This window comes from Fluviispira vulneris (assembly GCF_014281055.1).
Lineage (GTDB): Bacteria > Bdellovibrionota_B > Oligoflexia > Silvanigrellales > Silvanigrellaceae > Silvanigrella > Silvanigrella vulneris.
Genome location: NZ_JACRSE010000003.1, coordinates 356,204 through 378,653 on the forward strand (window position 1 = coordinate 356,204; position 22,450 = coordinate 378,653).

Here is a 22,450-nt window from a genome sequence, read left to right on the forward strand (position 1 = left end):
GTTAAGCGACCTTTTCTTTTTTTAATAATACAGAATCTTTATTTGGGTTATAGCTGCGAGCTGCATATAAGAAAGATAAGAATAAGCAAGCAAAAATACCGCAAGCAATAGTGACAATAAAAAAACTATTCCAACCAAATTTATCAATTATAATACCAACAGGGCCACCAGCAACAAATGCACCTAAATAGCCTATCCATCCAATAAATCCAGTTGAAGTTGCTGCAGCTTTCTTGTGTGATAGTTCAACTGCTGCAATACCGATTAGCATCTGTGGACCAAAAATAAAGAAGCCAAGTGCACCAACAATAAGAATATCTAAATACAAATTCGATACTGACATCTGCCAGAAAATAGAAATTAATATAGTAACGAAAACTGTGTATAGGAAATTAACTGGTCCTCTTCCGCCTTTAAATAATTTATCAGATAACCAACCTGCAGCAAGACTGCCAAAGACTCCACCAATCTCAAAAGCAAAAATAACTTTTCCTGCATCCATAGAGCTCGTATAGCCTTTTTGTTTCATTAAATATGGCATCGTCCAATCATTAATCGCAACTCTTATAATGTAAATAAAGAAGTATGCTCCAGCCAAAATCCAGATATATTTATTTCTCAAAATATACTTCATAAATATTTCTTTTACAGTAATTGTTTTTTCTGCATTTTCTTTTAACTGCGTAGAAAGTAATTCTTCATTTTTATACTTTTCAATTGGAGGCAAGCCTAAAGTAGCAGGTGTATCGCGCAAGCGATTGATAAGCAACAATCCACTGACAATAGCTATTCCTCCAGCAACATACATTGAGGAACGCCATCCCCAATATTCCACACAAAACGCTATGAGTAGAGGTACAAGCGCTCCTCCTAAATTGTGTGATGTATTCCAGGCTCCCCACCAGCGTCCACGCTCAGATTGAGAATACCAATAGGTTAGAAATTTTGCGCAGGGAGGCCAGCCGAATCCTTGAAACCAGCCATTGAGCATCCAGCACATAGCAAAAATCCAAAAAGATGAAGCCGTACCAAATATAATATTTAAAACTCCGGTTAAGATGAGACCAATGGCCATAAAAAATCTTGCATTCGCATTGTCAGAAAGCATACCGCTGATGAATTTACTCAACCCATAGCTAATAGCCATAATACTGCCAATCCAGCCTAAACTTGCTTTGTCCATATTTAAATCCACAGCTAAACTTGGTATGGCAAAAGTAAAAGATTTTCGCGTGACGTAATAGACTGCATAGCCGAAATACATTGAGTAAAAGATTCTTATTCGCCAATGTTTGTAGTCATTGTCTATAGTTCTTGCATCAGTTATTTCAGGTAGAGGTTTAGGTTGCTTTAGCGAAGAAAATAAAGCAGAAAATTTAGCCATAGAAACTCCTACGGGGAAGCTTTTTTAAAACATCATTTATTATTAAAGAGTTATCAAAACATCTGTTAGACAGGTGTTAAAAAAACATCTGGAATTACACTCTTAATGCACTCTTTTGAAAATAACCATAGCTAGACAGGAAAATTTGCTAATAATATACTCACTAGATAATATTTATGTATTAAAATATTATTGTAAATAATTAGAATTATAATTAATATCATAGGTTATTTTTTGTAAATACATTTTAAATATAAAAATAATATAATAAAACTATAAATTTTATTATATAACAAGCTTTCTTGTGCAAGAAAATGTGGGTGTGAATTTCTATAAAAAAAGCCGCGCATAGAAATAGATTCCAATCATTTCTATCCACGGGTAAAAAATTTAACGAAATGCATGAGACATTTGCAGATTGGCTCAGGAAGAACCTATATTAAAGCTCCACGAAATTTTATTAGGCATAAATTTTTATTTTTATTTTCTTTTGATTTTTGCTGCTCAAAATCCTTTAGGAGATCATTTTCATCGATTTCATTCAGCAAAGGATTATCAATATCAAAAAGATCTTCTTGAACTGAAGTGCTAAAATCACTTTGATCTGCCTTTTCATTATTCTCAGTTTCTTGCAGAATATGAGATTCATTTTCAAAAGAAAGATTTGTATGCTTAACTTCTGCTTTAGATAGCTTATATTCGCAAGAGCAAAGAAAATTTAAGCTCACACAACTGGCCAAAATAAATATTAGTTTCACTATGAGTCCTTTATAAGGTTTTTGTATAATATTCTGTAATTAAAGTGAAATTTACGGAAATTAATCCCTAGAATTCATCCATGCGTCAGAGATGCTAGGGAAAACCAAGGAAAAATGCAATAAAATAATGCGAAATAATATTTATTGGTATAACTATATGATATCAATGGATGGTTTTAAGAGACGCGCACACCGACCGTCAAACCTTCACCTGTTGGAAGAATTGTAGCAATAAATTGTGAATTATTAGCAATTCTATGGTTAAATTCACGAATGCTCTTAACTTGTTTTTCTAATTCTAAAGTCTCAAAATGATTGTCGTTAATATGGCCCCAAGCAAAGGTATTGTCTGCTATTATCACCCCGCCAATTTTAATATTTTTTTCAGCCCAAGTGAGATAATCTGGATAAGAAACCTTGTCAGCATCGATGAAAATGGCATCAAATGGAGCTTCTTTCTCAAGCTTTGCAAGAACAGTGATTGCTGAGCCTAGATGTTGTTTTACCAAGTGATCTACTTTTGCATTTTTAAAAGATTGTGCTGCTGCATCATAGTGTTTTTGCTCGATTTCAATTGTGTGTAAAATTCCTTTATTTCTCATACCTCTTGCAATACAAATTCCTGAGTATCCAGCAAGAGTTCCTATTTCTACAATTTTTTCAGCTTTTGCCATGGATATAAGAATTTCTAAGTGTTTCCCATCCATGTCATTGACATGAATTCCCGGAATATCCAATTTTTTTGCTCTTTCACGAATTTCTTTTAAAATATTGTCTTCAGGTTTGAAAGTATTTAAAGCATAAGCCGCAATATTTTTATCATTTTGAGAAAATTCTTTTTGCATATGTCCCTCATTTATTAAAATCAGAATTCTTCATTAAGAACAAAATGTGTAGAGCAATTATTCATATATCATAAAAGATTGAATATGGCAATTTACCAATAATCAGCTTGAATTGTGATATCACCTTTGACTCTACATAGGCAGGCTAATCTTTCGTCAGGTGATTTTTGATTTTTTGTAAGGGTTTCTTTTTCAAAATCATTTTTTTCTGAGATAGAAGAGGGATATTTTTCTGTTACTTTAAGATGACAAGCTCCACAAACACCAACGCCAGAGCAAGCTGAGCCTATAGGCAATCCCCTTTTCCTGATAAATACCCATAAATTTGAGCCTCCACGCATTTGAAACTCATCTATTTTTTTCCCAGTTCTATTTAAGACTGTTACTGTAATTAATTTTGCAAGAATTTCTTTGCTTGGGACTTTTTCCATTCACTTCTCATTCATATCAAAATTGAGCAGGTCTTTTTTCAATAAACGCACTGATCCCTTCGATCGACTCAGTTTGGTTTAATAAGTTACCAAAATGATGCGATTCTATATCACAAGCCTCTTGAAAATTACAGTTTTCACCAGAGCGTATAACGTGTTTTGCAGCTTTTACAGCTAAAGGTGAATTTTTAATTATTTTATCAGCGATTTGTTCAGTAAAAGCATGAAGATCTTCATGCTTTACAACATGATTGATTAAACCAAAAGTATATGCTTCTGAGGCTGAATATCTTTCTGCAGTTGCAATCCATTCAATGGCCCTTGCTGTTCCTATTCGTTTTCTTAGTCGTTGCGTTCCAGAAAACCCTGGAATAAGTCCAAGAGTCACTTCAGGCAAAGAAAATCGTGCATTCTCTGAAGCAATTATAAAATCGCATGCAAGAGCAAGTTCAAGTCCCCCTCCTAGGGCATAACCTTGTACCCTTGCAATAGTAATTTGGGGGAGTTGTTCGAGTGAATTAAATATTTCTGCTCCCCACTTGGAGAAGTTTTCTCCTTCTCTATTTTTATTATGCAATTCTTGTAACTCTTTTATATCTGCGCCAGCAACAAAAGATTTGTCACCAGATCCACTTACAATCAAGACATGAACTGATTTATTATTTTTTAAAATTTCGCAATATTTCTTTATTTCAGCTAATACATTTTTATTTAATGCATTTAATGCTTTGGGACGATTGATTTCTAAATATGCCTTTTTATCTTTTATTTCAAATTGAATAATATTTTCTGACATATAATTCTCCAAAATAATATAGACTACAGTCTTAGAAAACTTTGGTCTATATTATTTTATATTTTAAAGATCTGCTATTTGAATTTTTAATTTTTTGCAGCAAGTTCTTTTTTGATAATTTGGTCGAATTCAATTTTAGGCTGTGCTCCCATGAGTTGAGTTCCGTTGATATAAAACGCAGGTGTTGCGTTGATACCAAGTTTCTGTCCATATTCAATTTCACTTACAATTTTTTCTTTAACTGAAGAATCATTTTTGCATTTATTGAATTCATTTAAATTTAGACCAATATTTTGTGCAATTTTATTGTACAATGCTGGCCCAAGTTTTGTGTTGTTTGCGAATAAAGCTTCATGCATTTGCCAATACTTATTTTGTTGGTAAGCGCATTCTGCTGCAATGGCTGAATTCATTGCTTCAGGGTGAATTTGTGTAATTGGAAAATTTTTAAAGACAAAGCGTACTTTGCCTTTATACTCTTTTAATATTTCTTCTACAACTTTATTGGCATTTGCACAGAAAGGACATTGAAAATCGGCAAATTCAACGATTGTAATAGGCGCATCGTTTGCACCCCTACTTGGTGAGTTTCCGACATCAATTTTTACTTTGGGCTGAAATGGTTTTGGCATTCCTGTGACTTCAATTATCCCTTTTGCGCTCGCATCGGCTATAAAGTTTTTAAAATATGTATTTCTTTTTTCTTCACTTAAATAATTACGGACCATAGCAGCTTGTTCGTTAAAAGGTTTTCCTTTTAAGCGGGGGTGGTCAGCATTTTGTGTTATAAAAGATTTGATTTCTTCTGGGGATACAGTTTGAATTTCTTCGAGAAACATCTGTTGTGCAGTGGATAAACTTGCGATATTTTTTTTCTTCATATAGTCTTTAATGACATTATCAAAATATCTTTTTGCTAATAATTCTTCAACTATAGTATACACTTTACTCTCTGCGTCAAATAGACTTTGACGCTCTTGAGAAGATAATTCTGAACGTTTTAAGATTGTATTGCTATATGTTCCTAAGGAGTCAGCAGAAAAGTTTTGTGAAAAATCTAAGCTTTTTGGTATGCTCACAGCACTTGGAGTCGTTGAGTTTGAATTGGAAAATCTTTTGTAGTCGTGAAAAAAAAGAGGAATTGAGCCTGCTATAGCCGCTATAATAAAGACTCCACCAATGATAAATTTTCCTGATGACATGAAAACTCCTTATGAATACATACGAATTGAACTGGTTCCTTCTGTTGCTCTTAAGAAGGGCAGTTCAAGGTCTCTATTTATTTTGCACGCTTTTGATATTTTCAGCAAGTTCTTTAGCGTAACGTGATTCTTCAGTCGTCCCATCAATATTTGGCAGTGTTTCAGCTTTTTTAAAAAGTTCCAAGGCCATATTTTTGTCGCCTGTTTTTTCTTTAAGGATCCCAAGATACATTGTATTTAAGCGAAATTTTGGACTTGTTTTTATTGCTTTATTAAAATATTCTTCTGCAATTTTTTTATCACCAAAAGAAATAATGCCACCAGGTAATTCTTGATAATATCGGCCAAGAATTCTATATGGCCCCGCCCAGTGGTAGTTAGGATCAATATTTGCAGCTTCAATTAATGCATCTCTTCCTGGTTTTGCATTGCTTAATGCAGTAAAAATTCCTTTTTCAAGTCCGAAAGATCCAAGATCGATTGCATACCAATAATGTCCTTCTACACGCTTTGGATTTATTTTTCTTGCAATTTCCCCAGCTTCATAGCCAAATTTAAATATTTTAATTTTGTCATCGCTCGTAAAATTTTCACGAAGTATAAAATTTCCACCGTAATATGCTAATCTAGCAATTCTCCAAGCTATTTCAAAATCATTTGGTACTTTATGTCTTGCTTTAAGAAGAACTGCTATTTCTTTTTCTGTGGATTCACCATGTCGTTTTTCCCACAAGAGATCGAGATGCTGAATTGAATATGTAAATTTAATTTGATCGGTTTTTTGATTTGTGTCTAAATCATTTGCAAAAGAGCTCAAAGGAAATGCACTTGAAAATAAGACAGCTGTAGATAATATAATATTTTTTATATTTGAATTATATAAAGGAAAAAACATTTGTACCCCTATCGACAATTTGAGAAATTAATTCAATTTCGATAGGGTATATTTTTTTTCAAAGGCTGTAAATAATTTAATTTACTAAAAATTAATTAAACACAGTGTTTAAGGTCATCAATTTTATTTAGCTTTTCCCAAGGAAAATGATTCCTACCAAAATGACCGTAGGACGCGGTTTCATGATATGTGAAATTATTATTTTGTGGATTTAACAGATCAAAAGTTTTTACGATACCTGAAGGAGTCATATCAAATACTTTTCTCACAGCATTTTCAATTTTTGCTCTTTCAACTTTTTCTGTCCCATAGGTATTTACATTCACGCTCACAGGTTGAGCTACGCCGATTGCATAAGCAATTTGTACGAGAGCTCTTTCTGCTAAGCCCGCAGCGACGATATTTTTAGCGATATAGCGGCCCATATAAGCTGCAGAACGATCCACTTTAGAGGGATCTTTTCCTGAAAATGCTCCACCACCATGTGCACCATGACCACCATAAGTATCAACAATAATTTTACGTCCTGTTAATCCGCAATCTCCCTGTGGGCCACCAATTACAAATTTTCCAGTAGGATTTATATGGTATTTTGTATTTGAGTCTAGCAGATTTGAAGGAATAGTTTTTTTAATAATATTTTCAATTACAAAATTTCTTATAGTTTCTTGGGAAACACCATCTGCGTGCATTGTGCTTACAACGACAGTGTCAATTCTCTTCATTTTTCCATTGTGATATTCAACAGTCACTTGAGATTTTGCGTCTGGGCGTAGCCAATTGACACTGCCTTCTTTTCTTGCCTTCGAAAGATTGCGCAAAACTGAGTGAGCATATTGGAGAGTCGCAGGCATGTATTCAGGAGTTTCATTTGTAGCATATCCAAACATCATACCTTGATCGCCGGCACCTTGTTCTTTATGTAACCCTTCGCCTTCATTTACGCCCTGGGCAATGTCAGGAGATTGTTGATCGATAGAAACAATCACACCACAGCTTCTATATTCAAAACCATTATTAGGGTCGTCATAGCCGATTTTCTTAATAACATTACGTGCTATATCAGAATAACTTTGCATTTTACGTGAGAGTTTTTTCTCGTTACTGTGGACAGTTTCCGTATTTAATGTGATCTCACCTGCAATAACGACGAGTCCTGTTTTGCACAAGGCTTCACATGCGACTCGAGCTTTAGGGTCGAAGGTCAATAATTCATCAAGAATCCCGTCAGATATTTGATCGGCAACTTTATCTGGATGTCCTTCGCTGACACTTTCAGAAGTAAAATATGTAATTTCTGGTGAAGAAGAAGAGGTCAAGAAAAGCGAGCGTTGAAACATATTATGATTTCCTTTCATATCAACCGCTGCGAACAAGGTTACCTTTATTTATTCTACAAAAGGTAACAAAAAAAATTAATTCGGGCAATTTATAAGCCGGATTCTGTTTCTACTACAATTTCTCTTGATGCTACGTTGCCGTAACATTCTTTGCAGTCAACCCGAGTGTGATAGCGAGCCGAGCAGGCTCTCCACCCCTATTTGACTTTGCTTCGAGTGGGGTTTGCCAGACCGATTGTCACCAACCGCATCCGTGAGCTCTTACCTCACGTTTTCACCATTGCCGGCCTTGCGGCTTAGGCTGTTTGTTTTCTGTTGCACTTTCCGTCGAGTTACCCCGCCTGGCCGTTAGCCAGCACTCTGCTCTTTGAAGTCCGGACTTTCCTCGCTCCTGTTTGGCAGGTCGCGCTGTAGTTCAATTACCCGAGTTGAGATTCATATAATCTCTCCCACTTCAAAGCAAGACAGTTTCAAAATATTTTCTTAAAATGGAGAAGATTTGCGTAAATGATTTGAATATTAGGAGAATACATCGAGTCGGAAGCATTTTTTGTCAATTGATTTGTTTAATTAATGATTATTTAATTGGGCTCTGAACAGAATAATATAGTTATTTTTGAATAATCTTACAAAATATTTTATCAAAAAAAGAATATTCTAAAACTTAAAGCCAATTGTGTGCTACAAATTTAAATATTCTTTCTACTTCTTTTATAGTTTTTTAAAATCATTAATATCTTTGCTTCAAAATCAAATATTCTTTATTAATCGTTTCCAGCCAATAATATTAACGTCATCATTTTTAAAATACTTTTCTTTTGTTTCATAGCTTAAGTCTGTTATATAATACGTATTGTTTTCATGATTTAGTATTACTCTACGTGAATAGAGATTTGTGTTTTCCCATTTTTTGTTTTGATAATTTTCTTCGGCTATGTCTACAAATAAATTCTCAAGGTCTACGTTGACTATGATAGCAACATGTCCATAGTGGAGCTCGGAACTCTTTCCATAGATTAATATATCACCTTCAGCTGGGGGAGTTGAATTGCCGTTGACAAAGTTATCAAAGTATAAATTTTTATTATTCAATAAATCCTTAGTTTCATTTTGATTCCATATTTCAAAGGCTGAGTCCACAGAATGAATAACAATATTTTGGTTTTGTAGAACCCATCTTCTAGCATACTCAACACACTGCCACGGTATGCCAATCCAAACATCACTAGAAAGGCCAGTATCTTTAGCTAAAAAAGTAATACCTTCCGTAGCATTTTTATATATGCAAGATGAATTACAGTTTGAATAGGCTTTAACTTCTCTACTGCTACCTATGAAATCCCCAAATGGGACAACACAATCGACAGTGCAGTTAGGGGATGTCGCTTCGAAGCGAGGTACTTCAAATGAATGAGAAAAAGCCTTAAATTGAGTGGAAATAAAAACGAATAATGTAACAATATGCAATAATTTCATGGGTTCCTCCAACAAAAAATGACCATAAATAAAAAAAAATGACTTGTAAATATTTTTTTAATAAAATAAATTCCAAAGCTTTATCATGGATTTGTTCAAAGTATAGATAGACCATTGCAAGGGTAGGTCTTGGAGTAAGACTCTGGTCTATTAGAAGTGCGAGCTAATGGACTGTAGTTACATAATTGCTCCAATAAATATATAGCATGTATGAGCCCTTACAGAAATTCATAGTCCGATTCTAACAAAAAATAACAGATAGTAAGTCTTTTATAGCTATGATTACTTTTTATTCACAAGCAGGATGAAATCAAAATTTTATTTGCGATGTAAAAAACAGAATCTTTTGGTATTATTTTAATGTTTAACTTTTGGCACTTATTCAAAATTTCTGGCTGACTATAAGAATTCGTAATAAGAATTGAGTTATGAGAAATATTATATTCCTCAATTATTTCTATTCCTGTTTTTACAGATTTTTTAATGGCATAATCAATAAAAAATATAATATTATTTCGTGAGTAATAAAAATTATAAAAATCAATAAATTCAATAATATCTCTTATGAAAATTATTTTTTTAGGCTGAGAGGTTTTTAATTGGAAGTTTATGCTTTTTCTAAAATTACTATTATAAATTAAATCATCATTAAAAATACAAATAATAGTTTCTTTTTCGATTTTCATTTTTCCAGGGTACCAAAAAGGTGGAGGGCATGTTGCAAATTTAATAACAACTTTAGTGCCTTTTTTGGGTTTAGAAGTCATGCCAAAATCTGCTCCCCAATTTCTTAAAATATCTATTGAACTTGCAAGGCCTATGCCATGCCCATTACTTTTTGTAGTGAATCCTCCTAGCTGAGCCTTTTTTAATATGAGCTCATCCATTCCACAGCCATTATCAATGATAGTTAATATTAATTTACCTAATTCAAAAGAAAGAGATATATTAATAATTCCTTCCCTTTCAATCGCTTCAACTGCATTGTTTATTAAATTTGATAATATAGATTGAAATTGAGTGATGTTTACTTCTGTAAATAATAAATAAGTTTCTTTTTCTAAGGATAAATTAAAACAGATATTGTAATTAAAATATTGTTGTTTTTTTTCAGAAATAATTTGATCTATATGAATAGGAAGGATTTCTTTTGAATTTGGCAATTTCTCTAAATATAAATTTTCTTTGAATTTATTTAGTAGATTACTGGCGATATTATCTATTCTCTCAATTGAGTTTTGTACTAATAGCAGATCATTTTCAGGAATTGTTGTAATTCTTTTTAGAATTATCTTTAAAACTGTTAATGGTGAACAAATATCATGAGCTACTTGAGTAGATATTTTTGTAAGAGTTTCATTTTGGGCTTGTTTAATAAGAATTTTTTGTGTTTCCTTCAATCTTTCTGCTGTCGTACAAAGTAATTCTATAAATTTCTCTAATTCAAAAGATGTATCTATTTTTGGCCTATTAAATTTAATATCATTACTGCTCTTTAAATATTCTTCTACTCTGTCTATAATTTGAACTTCTAATTTTTTAATTGGCATTATTATATTTCTATACAATGAAGCTCTTAAAACATAATATGAAATAGCGCATAATAAAAATAATGGAAGAAAAGAAAACAATAAAATATTTACCAATATTTTGTTTATAGGATTATTGAATTGTCTATATAGAGAAAGAAATTTTTTTTCTTTTAAATATGGTAATTCAACCGAAGTACATAATTGTACTGATTTAAAAAAATAAATGGATTTATTTTTACAACTATCTATGCCACTAGATAATATAATATCGTCTAAATTATATGCTGCTCTTAAATAATTTTTTATTAAATTAAACTCACCTTTGTTTTCAAGTAATATTTCACCAATTAGTGATTTTGTAATTAAAGGTAAAATTGCTTCTAATCGTGCATACTCAATCTTAATTTCTTCATTCACTTCTCTAAAAATAATTGATATAGATAATAATACTAATGTTAAAAATGAAATAACCCAAATCCAAAGGAGAGGAGATAAGGTTTTTTTTTCAAAAGAATAGCTAATTTTTCTTTTTTTCATTATAAGAGTATCCAAACAATAATTGTGTATTCTCAAGAAAATAAACATTAGCATTGGAAGACAAGATAAAACTATTTTTTGGTAAACTTTTCATATGTTCTATAAAAATTGATCTACTCTTCGGTTTTTTCTCGCACAATAAATTGGCTTGCATTCTTAAAAAATGAATGATACCAAAATAAGTATCAGAGATTTTTAAAGATTCATCTTTCCAATTCAAGACAAAATTTTTAAGTTTAAATTTTTCAATTTTTTCGGTGTAAAGATCGCCATTTCTCAATGTTATTCCTTGCTGATTTTTTCCAATTGAAAATTTAGTTAAATAGCCAAATTCATCGTCACCCCATCCGTCACTGCCAACAAATTTGATATGTGAATAATCATTATTAAGATATGATATTATATATCCTGATTGCTTTGAGAAGTTTGGCAGTAATAAAAAATCAACTTCAATCGTCTTTAACTTGTCAACTAATTCAGTTAAATCTGGTGTATTCCCTGTAACTTTTATATCAAATAATTTTTTATATTTACTTTTACTATGAGAATGGAAGTAATCTGAAAATTGTTGACAAACTTTACAATTTAAGTCTACAACAGCTCCATAATTCATACCATATTTTGATTTTTCTACAATTTTAGTAGTTAAATAAGCCATTTGATCAATTGGTAATGACATAGTAAATACAGGTGGGGGTAATTCAGAAACCTCTTTTGAAGAAGCTAATACTGATACGATTGGTGTATTATTTAGTATTTTTTGGACTAGAATGAATTCATTGCTGTGATCCGGTCCAATCACGGCCCAAGAATCATAAGAAAGTTTATTTGCAGCTTTAATAACATCTATTTGATCATTCGTTTGATATGATTCAAAATTAAAAACATATTTATAACCGCATTTTGCTAATTGCTCTTCTGTATCTGATTTAGCGTAATCAAGTGCAGATAAATAACCGAATTTAAATCGTTCAGAAAACGTATTATTTAAAGGATTTAATGCTGCAATAGCACCAATTTTTACTTCAATTAACTCTTTTTCTTTGCAATAAGTATTTGATGTAGCGAAGAGGGTTATTATTGTCAATAAAAATATAAATTTCAATTTGCAACTCTTTCCCATTGTAAAATAGCTTCTCCAAAATCACCTTTTCCAATTAAAGTAAGAATATTTCCATCTATTAAATAATCTCTCTCCATTATTTTTCCAATTCTTTCGAATAAACTTGCATTGGTGACAGTGTGTATAATTTTGTTTTCAGTCATTTTATATTTACCTGAATAACTTAAAATTGAATCCATATATTCATCATTATTTTTAAAATCAGAATTAATATTAACACTTACATATCCATCTGATGTATATATAAGTGTGCCATGAGAGTTTGATCGCCAATCTCTAATACCGTCGTTATTTTTTATTTGAAATTTTTTAAGAATCCAGGTTCCAACTATATTTTTTTCCATTTTTACCCTCATTTCATACCTCACTGCACCTTGCATTTAAATTCTATTAAATGCCATTTTTATATATATTATTTAGTTGCATGAAAGCAAGAGATATTTTCACAGAATTTTTTCCAAATAACAAATTATTTTGGATCTATTTAAAGATATTGTAATCATTAATGATAAATATATTTATTATTTAATTATAATAAATATGATATAACATGTCAATGTTATAAATATATAGATAATAAGATGTAATTTAATAAGTAAAAAATATTCATGAAGAAAATGATGTGCAAACATTTAATTAAGCTGAACTGTAAGATGGTTTAGTTGTTTTGCACATTTTAAATATTTGGGGAGAAAGTCAATTTATTCAGATGAAATAAAAGTGCTAAAAATATAATATATATAAAGTGTTGTGAAATATTTTAAAGTGAATAAACAATCAGATAAAAAAAATTATTGGCAAGTTGGATTTTTATAGTTTCTATATTTATTTGGGTTGTCAATAATTAAAAAATCATCTTGTTCTTCTCTAATATTAAAATCTTGTTCACATACATTGAGATATTTTTCTCTTATATTTGTAAACATATTTGGTGAAGCGTATCCTCTGAAACTTACTAATTTCTTTAACCCAAAATATGAAGAATTATTCGGCATTTTCACTTTGGAATAGGTTGGTTGAAGATCGTAGTAATACGGTGCAATTTTTTTCTCAAAGATTTCATTTATAAATGCAATTAAAGAATGATTTTGAAGAATATTAACTTGATTAGATTGATAGAAATATACTCTATTTTCTACATGTCGTCCTGAAAATGCATTAACTGGATCGGAATATCTTACAAAATTTATTACGTTGTCAAATTGATACTTCTTAAATATATTAAATAAATTGAATAAAGATCCCGAATTAAAGTGAGTAGATGGTGATGAAAATACACGTGCAGGAAGTCCTTTGTTAGCAGCAACTATAGATGCATAAAAACCACCGAGTGAATGTCCAGTTAAAACAAATTTATATTCTTTATAATTCGGGTAAATATTTTTTACGAGTTTAACTGTGTCTTTATGAGTTTGCAATGCTTCTTTGATAGCTTGTTTAAATTTTTGAAATTGAAATACATTTGAACCCATTAGTTGGGCGTCTATTTTTATATCAATTTGATTACTTGTTCCTTTATATCCTAAGATTATCACTTTATCAATGTGATTAATAAATGCAACTGAGTGGATATTTGCTTTTTTTGTTTTAAAAACTGAATAAGGAATTATTTTATAACCAGTTTTATTGTAAATATAATCTAAATCATAAGGATTAAACTCTTTATCGGCTTCTTTTTGGCCTGATTCAGTGCGATAAGCGAAGTGTGAAACGTAGATAAGAGCAAGTAAAAAGCGATAATCTAATACATCTTTATAGTTTAATTTGCTCATATCTGTTCTGTATACAATTGAATTATCTTCAGCATCAATTATGGATTGTTGCCATGATAGACTTCTGTTTTTAATAGATACGCTTATTTGATTTGGGTCAGTATTGCGAAATACTCTACTACAAACTTTCTTTAAATCACTTATAGTCTCATCTGATTTAAATAGATTTGGCTTTATCCATTTTCCTGAAACAGTTTTATAGTTCCCATCGTTAAAGAGTACCCAGCTGGTTGAGACATCCACCCAATCAATTTTACTACAGAATAAATAATTTTCATTAGCAATTGCTTTTTTGCTAAAAGAGTAAAAAGAAATAATAAGTATGGAATAAAATAGTATTTTCATTAGCGCACTTTATGCAGTTTAAGTATAATTTAATATAAAAGAGTTCTGATAGCAATGTCATAATTTTAACATGTGGGAATCAGGTATATTAAAGCTTAATTTTGTATTCACCAATAAATTTGTTTAAGATGCTGAATTTTCAATTAAATATTAATTGCAAAAGTAAAAATTGTAAAAATGAGATCTTTTATTTGGTGAAGCTCGTTTAGCAAGGTTTATCCTTAAAATGAAAATATTTTGCAAAACTAAAGATTGACTCATATGTATATTTTTGTAAATATATAAGAAATAACGGAGGGGTTTTATCTTAAGTTATTTAATTCAATTATTTTTTTGGTTTTATTTATTGAATTTATCTAAATATTAATTTCTCTTTTAACATTCTTTAAAAGAGAAATATTTCTTAAATTTACCGAAATATTTTTATTCATAAGAGTTTTTTATGTATTTATTACCAAAGCTTTGTTTAATATTTTTGATCACCCTTTTTTCAAAAGAATGCTTCTCATTAAAAGAAGTTAGAATACATGCTATTTATCCATTTTTTTTAAACCATTCAACTGTTGATCATGTTTACTACCCACCAAGTTTGCGTTTGCAAATCTTTGCTGGTATCCCGATGGCACTAATGTACTACCAAGATAAAGCGGAAAAATGTGGATATTACTTTAGCTATAAGACAAGTGGATTTAATATGTATGACCATGAAGATTTAGTGCAATGTGTAGCAAAAATCAATTATGATTCCCCTTGGGTTGTCTTTGGTCCAGAAAAGAATACAGCTTATTCTCTAGTAAATTCAAGACTAAATTCTGAAATACCACACGTAAGTTCTTTTTCATTGCTGAAAAGTAATGGTAATAATTTTACTCTTTCACCAGATGCAGACATCGAAATTGAAGCACTATTCACAGCGGCAAAACAAAAAGGTTATAAGAAAAACTTTGTAATTATTTATGATAATTTATGTGGGATGTGTAAGGAATATCAAGAATCTATTTTGAAAAAAGCAAAATCAATGGGATTTCATTTATTAGAAAGTTTTCCATATAGGTTCAATAGTATAGATAAATTAAACACTCTTATTGCAGCAAAAAAACCAGACTTTGTATTTTTAAACGTAAAAGCAGCAGACTCAGGTTCATTTATGTCAAAATCAAAAGCATTAAATACTTTTTTTCTTGGAACAAAAATTTGGGGAGACGATGTCGGTAGCAGTCCTGCATTAAATTTTAATTTAAAAAGTATGAATGGCTTAACAGTTCGTCCTTTGCCACCTGGAGGTTACAACACAATAAAATTGCGGGTAATAGATAATAATTTCCAAACAAAGCGGATGATCGATAATCCTTATTATATGAAATTTTTTATAGAGTCTGTTACTAATACATTGTGTAAATATAAGCCAAAAAATAAGAGTGAATTTTATCAAATATTAAAGGAAAAACAAATTTTTAAGAATAAGAAATATGAGTTTGCTGTTTATAATTTGAATGAAGGCGATCTTGTATTTGAAAGAAGTTTTTGGGTACATGTTAATGAGAAGAAGTAAAGAACTTAAGATAAAAAAGAAAAAAGATTTATTAAATACGGTCTTATATACAATATTAAAAAAGTCAATTGTTTTTCCATCTGTCATTATAGCCTTGATGGCTTTAATCTTTATTTTTATAATATATGCATATAATAATAATAAGCAGATAAGATCTAATCTGTTAAGAATTAGTACGCTTTCAAAATTCTATGAAAATTCAATTATTATTTCTTATAATAAAAGCGAGTTTTATTATAAGAAAGAAGGCTATACAATCGAAGATGTTAATAAAATATCAGTTAAAGTCTATGCAGATAATATAGCTGATATTGCTAAAATAAATGATTGTATAGATCCGGATATTTTTAATATTTATGTTAGTAATTCATATATTTGTTATATAAAAAAGGTTAGTTTTTCTAGAAATATTTTTTATTATATAATAAAAGAAAAGTATGATAGTAGATATGTAATTTATTTACAGATTGTTTCTGTTTTCTTTTTTTTCATACTGCTTTCTATTTTATTGAGTCTATATTTGGTTTCTAAAAATAAAAAATTACAGAAAATAAATATTGATTCAAAACGCTTTAACGTTTGTCTTTCTCTTATAAATAAGGGTGATTATAAAAGAGCAAATGAAATAATAAATAAAATTTCAATTTATGAGTTATATAATGCAATCTTGAAGATATCAATTTTTAATCAAAAGAAGCGGATGATAACAAATGAAGTAGAAAAAAAATCTGTTGTTATACATGATCTTTCTAAGTTTATAAATTGTATACCTTTAGATTTAACAAGGGATAATTTCGATTATGACTTAATGAAAAGCTTTATTATGAATATGAGGAATCTTTTAAGACAAAATTATGATACTATAAGTAAATTCGATATTCGTAAGTGTATCATCGAAGGGGCTTCGGTATTAATTGCAAATAAAATAGAAATTGATTTATCAAAAATAAAAAGTCATATTTTTGTTGGTAATGAAAACGCAATGAGTCAGGTTTTTATTAATATTTTTTCTAACATTATAGAACACTCATATGTTGCTCTTGCTCAGGTTTTTATAAGAACTAATTTACAAACGATAGGGAATAATATATTTTATGTGTTTGTAGTTAGGAATACCGGTTCATTTGTAGATATAAATGCAAAGGATTCAATATTTTCTAAAAATTATACTTCGCATGAAATTAAAAACAAAAAATTTGGAACGGGTCTTTATTTTTGTAAAAATGTTATTGAAAGTTACGGAGGGAAAGTTAGTTATAAATCTAAAGAAAATAATAATTTGAATGAATCTTTTTTTCAATTAAAAATTGAGATTCCTGCATTTAGTAATTTAGTGAATGTGCCATCTATAAATATTAGTCAACAAAATAAAACACAAGATGAAATGAGTAAATATCAATGTATAGAAAACCTTGTTATTTCAGTTCTTGAGGATGATAAGTTTTTATTAATGAAATGGAAAGAGATACTGGGCGATAATAATGTTTATTATTATGAAGACCCTCAAGATTTTACTTTAGATTATAAAGATAAGATAGGTGTTTCTAAGACTAATTTAATAATAACTGACTATTATTTTAATAATAATCCGGTAGATAAATTATTGGACTTTGATTTTTTAAAAGTAGTTATGGGGTTTCGGGGGAAAATATTTTTACATACTTGTATTAAAAACTATACAGACCATAATAATATATTTGATTATATTTTTGAATCAAAGGATATCTTTTATAATAAAGAGAAGTTATTTTTTATTTTTAATAATTTCAATGAATCTGATTAGCTCTTTTAGATCGCTTTCTTTTTCTAAATTCATCTGCTCATGTATTTTTAAAACAAATTGATATATTATGGACAACCAATCTTCAGATTCTGATATATCAATCAATAGTGCTGTTAAGGTAAATATTTTGGTAGTTTTTTCCTTTGATATTTTGTCATCTTTATTAAGAATATTTTTAATTCGCTTATGAATTAATGCTCTTCTTAAAATTGGCCCACTCTCTAAAAATGTTTTTTTCAAAATATCTATCCATTGATTGTCTTTTTCTTTTGTTTCAGAAGGAATTTCTTCAATTTGGTAAAGGAAATTAAAAATATTTTCATTTGTTAAAGAGGCAAACTTTTTTATATTTATTATGCTTGCGGTTAATGGCGAGTATTTCTTGAGACGGATTTTATTATAATAGCTTCTATCGAGTTTCAGAATATCAGCTACATCTTTGTTACTATATCCGGTGCTATTATGAAACTTTTCTAAATAATGTCCAAGTGTTCTTAAATGTTTAGCTTCTTCTTCTTTCTCATTGATAGTTAGCATAGAACTCTCTCATTATGTCTATTAAATACAAAATCGATGCCATTTAAGGCGGCCTGAAAGGATACAATTTTTATAAAAAATTTTCAAAAAGTGTAGAAAAATATTCCTATTGTTAAAAATGAAAATCAGATAAGTCATTAATATTTTTTATATAAATTGATTTGTATAGGGCGTTTCTATGTAAGATGATGAAATAAATAAATAAAGTAAGGGTTGGAGCGTGATTTGAGGTATTAAAAACCATTGACAGAACTACATGTGGTATATTAATCCCCGCAAGGGTGTATTGCACTCATTCGCAAATATAAAATAATATCCAATATTTTTAGGAGATTTTCTTATTGATAATGATAAGGAATGCAATTGTTGTGTTTTATAAAATAAATTATTTTTATTAAATATTTTATTTTATTTAGAATAATTTAATAAAAATAAAGTATTATTGATATTTTTTCATTTATTTAAATTTGATATGAATAATTTAAGTTATGATATATGAAATTAATTAAGATATATTAATATGAGTATTGTATAACTCTCAATTAAAATATCCTGAAAATAATAATTGTATATAACTTGATTTTATCTATCTCTCGTATTTTTTTGGAAATCTATCAGTTAAGCATGAAATAGACATTAGTTTATGAACGACGGCAAAGAAAGCATTCTCAATATTATGAATAGTTCATTATGTAATATTTTTATGCAAAAAATGGTCTTTACATTTTTAAAAGACTTCTATATTAGATTGGTACAAATTTTGCTTTCAATCAAATGGAATTCTTTGAACTGCAATCAGTTTCAAGATTGTTTCTACATGGATGTTGTTAGGATTTTAAAAAACATAAAAAGTATTCTTGTTATTTTAATGTGTTATAGTTTTTCTGCCCAAATAGTGGAAATTGTTAAATTAAAGTATTTCTCTTGTAAAAGGTGAGGCTTGTGGAAATTAGAAACTTTCAAGAATTTATTATTGCTCTTTGCAACTACTGGGTCGATCATGGCTGTATATTAAGTCAGCCATATGATGCGAATATGGGCGCAGGTACATTTCATCCACATACATTCTTGAAAGGCGTGGGTCCAGAACCATGGCGCTCTGTTTACGTGCAACCTTGCCGCCGACCTGTAGATGGTCGCTATGGAAAAAGTCCATACCGTTTTCAACATTATTATCAATTGCAAGTTCTATTAAAACCCTCACCCTCTAATATTGTCGATATTTTTCTAAAATCCCTGGAATATGTGGGAATAAATTTAAAGAATAATGATATTGGACTGCTCGAAGATGATTGGAAAGGTCCAACTCTGGGTGCTTGGGGACTAGGCTGGGAAGTGCGCGCCAATGGGCAGGAAGTTACACAATTTACATATTTTCAGCAACTCGGTGGTCTTGATATAGACGTTGTATGTGGGGAAATCACATATGGACTCGAGCGTCTTTTTATGTATGCAAAAGGCTATAAAAATGCTCTCGAAATGCCTTTTAATGAGCACTATACATACGGAGATATCTTTTACCAAAATGAGTATGAATTCTCTCACTATAATTTTAAAGAAGCTAATTCCAAAGAGTTATTAGAAAATTTTAATAAATATGAACAGCGTGTTTTTGAGCTCTGTGAGAAAGGACTTGTTTTACCAGCATACGATTATGTGTTACAGGCTTCTCATGCTTTTAATATTCTTGATGCCCGTGGTGCAATTTCAGTTAGTGAAAGACAGCGCTATATCGGTCGAGTGAGAGACTGTGCAAAAAAATGTGCTGTGCAATATCGTGCTGAAAGAGAAAAGCTTGGTTTTCCTATGCTAAATAAGCTCGATACTGATGCAAGAAAACCTTTATTGAATAAAAATGCGATTATAAATATAAAAGAAAGTCAGCCTGAAGACATTTATAATTTAGAGAAAGATTTTACTAATAAGAAAACTTTAAATGTATTATTTGAACTTGGTGTAGAGGAAATGCCACCTGCATTTCAATCTTCTGCGCGTGAAGAATTAGTGCAAAAAATCGCTGATTTTTTTAAGCAAATGACAGCAAAAATATATAAATCTTATCAATCTGAAAAAGACATGCCGAAAAATATTGCGGAGTATGTCTCTATCTTAAAAGATATAAAATATTCTGTGCAAATATCGTCAAGACGTTTAAGTATTTTCTTTGAAAATATTCCTAAATCAGAGCCAAGGCAGACGATAGAATTATGGGGACCAGTTGAAAGGGTAGCAAAAGCTGCTGATGGCAATTTATCCCAAGCTGGAATGGGTTTTTGTAAGAAAAATAACATAGAACCTTCTTTTGTTCAGTTTAGAGAAAAGGCAAACGGTATTTTTCTTTATGCAGAAAAAGAAATGGAAGGTAGCGATTTCCCAACTTTATTAGGGCAAAATTTTAAAGAATGGTGCTATGATCTGAGCGCGCCTTTGAAAATGAAATGGTTACCAAGTGACTTGAGTCCAACCTTTATTCGCCCCGTAAGGTGGGTGTTAGCTCTGGTTGAAAATAAAGTGATTCCACTGGACATGTTTGGTATTAAATCAGGACGTGAAACATATGGTCAAAGGATTTTACATCCTGAACCAATAATTATAAAAGATGTTCTAGATTATAAAAAGTCTCTTGAAAAAGTATTTGTATTAAGTTCTGTTGAGGATCGAGAAGATTTAATTTTAAAACAAGCCAATAAACTCGCTGATAAAGTAAATGGAAAATTATTTTATGATGAAGAGTTATTGCAAAAATGTGTTGGTTTATTTGAAAATCCAGAGATTTTCATTGCAGAGTTCGATAAAAAATATTTGCGTTTACCAAAATGTTTGATATCTGGTGTCTTGCGCGAACATATGAACTATTTTTCAGTAACTTCAAAGGATGGCAGTGAAATACTTCCATATTATATAGGTGTTGCTAATTATAAATGTTCAGATATAAATGCAATGATTGAAGGAACTAAAACAGTTGTTATTGGTAGACTAGAAGATGGTGCTTTTTATTATGACACTGACCTTTCAACACCAATTTATGATTTTAGAAAAAAATTAAGTGATCAGCTTTTTCAGGATGGAATGGGAACTCTTTTTGATAAATCAGAACGTGTAAAACAAATTGCAAAACAAATTTATTTGTTACTAGAAGCAGATTCTGCAGCCGATTTAAAAAATATTGATATTGTCTTGATTGAAAAAGCAGCAGAATTATGCAAGGCTGATTTAAAATCAGGATGTGTACAAGAATTCCCCGATGAAATGCAAGGTATTATGGGGGGAGTTCTTGTTCGAGAACAAAATGTTTTAAATGATAGCCATCGATCATCTCTCGTTGCTCAAGCAATCGAAGAACATTATATGCCTATTGGAGCTCAATCTTCATTGCCAACAAGTAAGTTAGGTTCAATTTTAGCTTTAGCGGATAAACTTGATTCATTATGTATCATGATTAGCCATGGTGCTGAAGTAAAAGGCAACAAGGATCCTTATGGTATGCGCCGCTTAGCACTTGGTATAGCGCGTCTATTAGGTCTTAAAAATGAAGAAAACTGTCTATACATATCTCTTAAACAGGCAGTTGATTTGACTCTCAAAGTCTTAAAAGAAACAAATAGTACATTAGTAGCTGATAGCGTAAGTAAAATTAATAATTTTATTGTTGAAAGAATGAAAGCCACTTTAAAAGAAGATTTCGATGTGCGTTCTTTAGAGGCTCTTTCCCAGCAGCTTATTTCAGAACCTCTTTACAAAGTGAGAAGTTTAGCAGAGGCAATTGCACTTGCGCTTCAGCAAACAGGAAAAGGGTCCTTGCTTGAAGCTCTAAATCCCTATCGCAGGGCAAGAAATTTGACTTTAAACTGGAATGATAAAAATGTAAGCATTTCACTCTTTAAGGAAAAGGAAGAGTCAATTTTATTTGAAAAACTTACCAATCTTGAGTTAACTATAAAAGAACTTCATGCAAAGGCAAAGTTCGAAGAAATGCTCATTGCGCTGGCAAGTTTAACAGAGCCAATGGCCGCTTTTTTCGACAATGTTATGGTAAATGATCCTGATGGTGATTTGAAGAAAAACAGACTATGCCTTTTAATGAGAATTCGCTCTCTTTATGAGGACGTGGCAGATTTTTCTCTCATTCAGGTACAATAATT

The 22,450-nt window shown here is 30.4% G+C and carries 17 protein-coding genes and 1 other RNA gene; 3 read left to right on the forward strand and 15 right to left on the reverse strand.

Annotation, left to right across the window (positions count from 1 at the left end; all coding sequences use genetic code 11):
- Position 1: 1 nt before the first annotated feature.
- From pgtP to H7355_RS08475, 14 genes are all read right to left on the reverse strand, one after another.
- On the reverse strand, positions 2–1,384 hold the full coding sequence (gene pgtP, locus H7355_RS08410) for a phosphoglycerate transporter protein PgtP (protein WP_186646514.1): 1,383 nt from the start codon (positions 1,382–1,384) through the stop codon (positions 2–4).
- A gap of 434 nt (positions 1,385–1,818) precedes the next feature.
- Positions 1,819–2,142 carry a hypothetical protein gene (locus H7355_RS08415; protein ID WP_186646515.1) on the reverse strand — a complete coding sequence of 108 codons (324 nt, stop codon included), beginning with the start codon at positions 2,140–2,142 and terminating at the stop codon, positions 1,819–1,821.
- A 176-nt stretch (positions 2,143–2,318) separates the two neighbouring features.
- The gene (locus H7355_RS08420; protein ID WP_186646516.1) at positions 2,319–2,987 is read right to left on the reverse strand and encodes an O-methyltransferase; all 669 of its coding nucleotides are present in this window, start codon (positions 2,985–2,987) and stop codon (positions 2,319–2,321) included.
- Positions 2,988–3,079: 92 nt separating this feature from the next.
- Entirely contained in the window at positions 3,080–3,418 is a 339-nt protein-coding gene (locus tag H7355_RS08425; protein WP_186646517.1) for a 2Fe-2S iron-sulfur cluster-binding protein, read from the reverse strand.
- Between the two features lie 16 nt (positions 3,419–3,434).
- Positions 3,435–4,214 (reverse strand): enoyl-CoA hydratase/isomerase family protein, encoded by a 780-nt coding sequence (locus H7355_RS08430; protein WP_186646519.1) that lies wholly within the window; start codon positions 4,212–4,214, stop codon positions 3,435–3,437.
- An 86-nt stretch (positions 4,215–4,300) separates the two neighbouring features.
- Positions 4,301–5,416 carry a DsbA family protein gene (locus H7355_RS08435; protein WP_186646520.1) on the reverse strand — a complete coding sequence of 372 codons (1,116 nt, stop codon included), beginning with the start codon at positions 5,414–5,416 and terminating at the stop codon, positions 4,301–4,303.
- A 73-nt stretch (positions 5,417–5,489) separates the two neighbouring features.
- Positions 5,490–6,311, reverse strand: coding sequence for a hypothetical protein (locus H7355_RS08440; RefSeq protein WP_186646521.1), 822 nt, complete (start codon positions 6,309–6,311; stop codon positions 5,490–5,492).
- Positions 6,312–6,406: 95 nt separating this feature from the next.
- Positions 6,407–7,651 (reverse strand): methionine adenosyltransferase, encoded by a 1,245-nt coding sequence (gene metK / locus H7355_RS08445; RefSeq protein WP_186646522.1) that lies wholly within the window; start codon positions 7,649–7,651, stop codon positions 6,407–6,409.
- 76 nt (positions 7,652–7,727) lie between these two features.
- Positions 7,728–8,078, reverse strand: an RNA gene (rnpB, locus tag H7355_RS08450) — RNase P RNA component class A.
- A 323-nt stretch (positions 8,079–8,401) separates the two neighbouring features.
- Positions 8,402–9,127, reverse strand: coding sequence for a CHAP domain-containing protein (locus H7355_RS08455; RefSeq protein WP_186646526.1), 726 nt, complete (start codon positions 9,125–9,127; stop codon positions 8,402–8,404).
- 293 nt (positions 9,128–9,420) lie between these two features.
- Positions 9,421–11,196 carry a sensor histidine kinase gene (locus H7355_RS08460; RefSeq protein ID WP_186646527.1) on the reverse strand — a complete coding sequence of 592 codons (1,776 nt, stop codon included), beginning with the start codon at positions 11,194–11,196 and terminating at the stop codon, positions 9,421–9,423.
- Positions 11,177–12,301 (reverse strand): hypothetical protein, encoded by a 1,125-nt coding sequence (locus H7355_RS08465; RefSeq protein WP_186646528.1) that lies wholly within the window; start codon positions 12,299–12,301, stop codon positions 11,177–11,179. The genes H7355_RS08460 and H7355_RS08465 overlap by 20 nt, the downstream gene beginning before the upstream one ends.
- Positions 12,298–12,663 (reverse strand): lipocalin-like domain-containing protein, encoded by a 366-nt coding sequence (locus H7355_RS08470; RefSeq protein WP_186646532.1) that lies wholly within the window; start codon positions 12,661–12,663, stop codon positions 12,298–12,300. Before H7355_RS08470 ends, H7355_RS08465 begins: the two co-directional genes overlap by 4 nt.
- Before the next feature lie 447 nt (positions 12,664–13,110).
- Positions 13,111–14,436 (reverse strand): lipase family protein, encoded by a 1,326-nt coding sequence (locus H7355_RS08475; RefSeq protein ID WP_186646533.1) that lies wholly within the window; start codon positions 14,434–14,436, stop codon positions 13,111–13,113.
- Between the two features lie 442 nt (positions 14,437–14,878).
- Between H7355_RS08475 and H7355_RS08480 the strand changes: the two genes are divergently transcribed.
- Positions 14,879–15,988 (forward strand): ABC transporter substrate-binding protein, encoded by a 1,110-nt coding sequence (locus tag H7355_RS08480; protein ID WP_186646534.1) that lies wholly within the window; start codon positions 14,879–14,881, stop codon positions 15,986–15,988.
- A complete protein-coding gene (locus tag H7355_RS08485) occupies positions 15,948–17,771 on the forward strand; it encodes an ATP-binding protein (RefSeq protein WP_186646536.1) in 1,824 nt (607 codons plus the stop codon). The genes H7355_RS08480 and H7355_RS08485 overlap by 41 nt, the downstream gene beginning before the upstream one ends.
- Here the strand turns inward: H7355_RS08485 and H7355_RS08490 are convergent.
- Positions 17,733–18,308: a hypothetical protein gene (locus H7355_RS08490; protein WP_186646537.1), complete on the reverse strand. Its 576-nt coding sequence runs from the start codon at positions 18,306–18,308 to the stop codon at positions 17,733–17,735. The two genes, H7355_RS08485 and H7355_RS08490, sit on opposite strands and share 39 nt — an antisense overlap.
- A gap of 942 nt (positions 18,309–19,250) precedes the next feature.
- On the opposite strand from H7355_RS08490, the gene glyS reads away from it, so the two are divergent.
- The gene (gene glyS, locus H7355_RS08495; RefSeq protein WP_186646539.1) at positions 19,251–22,448 is read left to right on the forward strand and encodes a glycine--tRNA ligase subunit beta; all 3,198 of its coding nucleotides are present in this window, start codon (positions 19,251–19,253) and stop codon (positions 22,446–22,448) included.
- The last annotated feature ends 2 nt before the right edge of the window (positions 22,449–22,450 follow it).

Bases quoted from the DNA above. Each gene is read 5' to 3' on its own strand.
- pgtP (WP_186646514.1), bottom strand. From the start codon at position 1,384: ATGGCTAAATTTTCTGCTTTATTTTCTTCGCTAAAGCAACCTAAACCT.
- H7355_RS08420 (WP_186646516.1), bottom strand. From the start codon at position 2,987: ATGCAAAAAGAATTTTCTCAAAATGATAAAAATATTGCGGCTTATGCT.
- H7355_RS08425 (WP_186646517.1), bottom strand. From the start codon at position 3,418: ATGGAAAAAGTCCCAAGCAAAGAAATTCTTGCAAAATTAATTACAGTA.
- H7355_RS08430 (WP_186646519.1), bottom strand. From the start codon at position 4,214: ATGTCAGAAAATATTATTCAATTTGAAATAAAAGATAAAAAGGCATAT.
- H7355_RS08435 (WP_186646520.1), bottom strand. From the start codon at position 5,416: ATGTCATCAGGAAAATTTATCATTGGTGGAGTCTTTATTATAGCGGCT.
- H7355_RS08440 (WP_186646521.1), bottom strand. From the start codon at position 6,311: ATGTTTTTTCCTTTATATAATTCAAATATAAAAAATATTATATTATCT.
- metK (WP_186646522.1), bottom strand. From the start codon at position 7,651: ATGTTTCAACGCTCGCTTTTCTTGACCTCTTCTTCTTCACCAGAAATT.
- H7355_RS08455 (WP_186646526.1), bottom strand. From the start codon at position 9,127: ATGAAATTATTGCATATTGTTACATTATTCGTTTTTATTTCCACTCAA.
- H7355_RS08460 (WP_186646527.1), bottom strand. From the start codon at position 11,196: ATGAAAAAAAGAAAAATTAGCTATTCTTTTGAAAAAAAAACCTTATCT.
- H7355_RS08470 (WP_186646532.1), bottom strand. From the start codon at position 12,663: ATGGAAAAAAATATAGTTGGAACCTGGATTCTTAAAAAATTTCAAATA.
- H7355_RS08475 (WP_186646533.1), bottom strand. From the start codon at position 14,436: ATGAAAATACTATTTTATTCCATACTTATTATTTCTTTTTACTCTTTT.
- H7355_RS08480 (WP_186646534.1), top strand. From the start codon at position 14,879: ATGTATTTATTACCAAAGCTTTGTTTAATATTTTTGATCACCCTTTTT.
- H7355_RS08490 (WP_186646537.1), bottom strand. From the start codon at position 18,308: ATGCTAACTATCAATGAGAAAGAAGAAGAAGCTAAACATTTAAGAACA.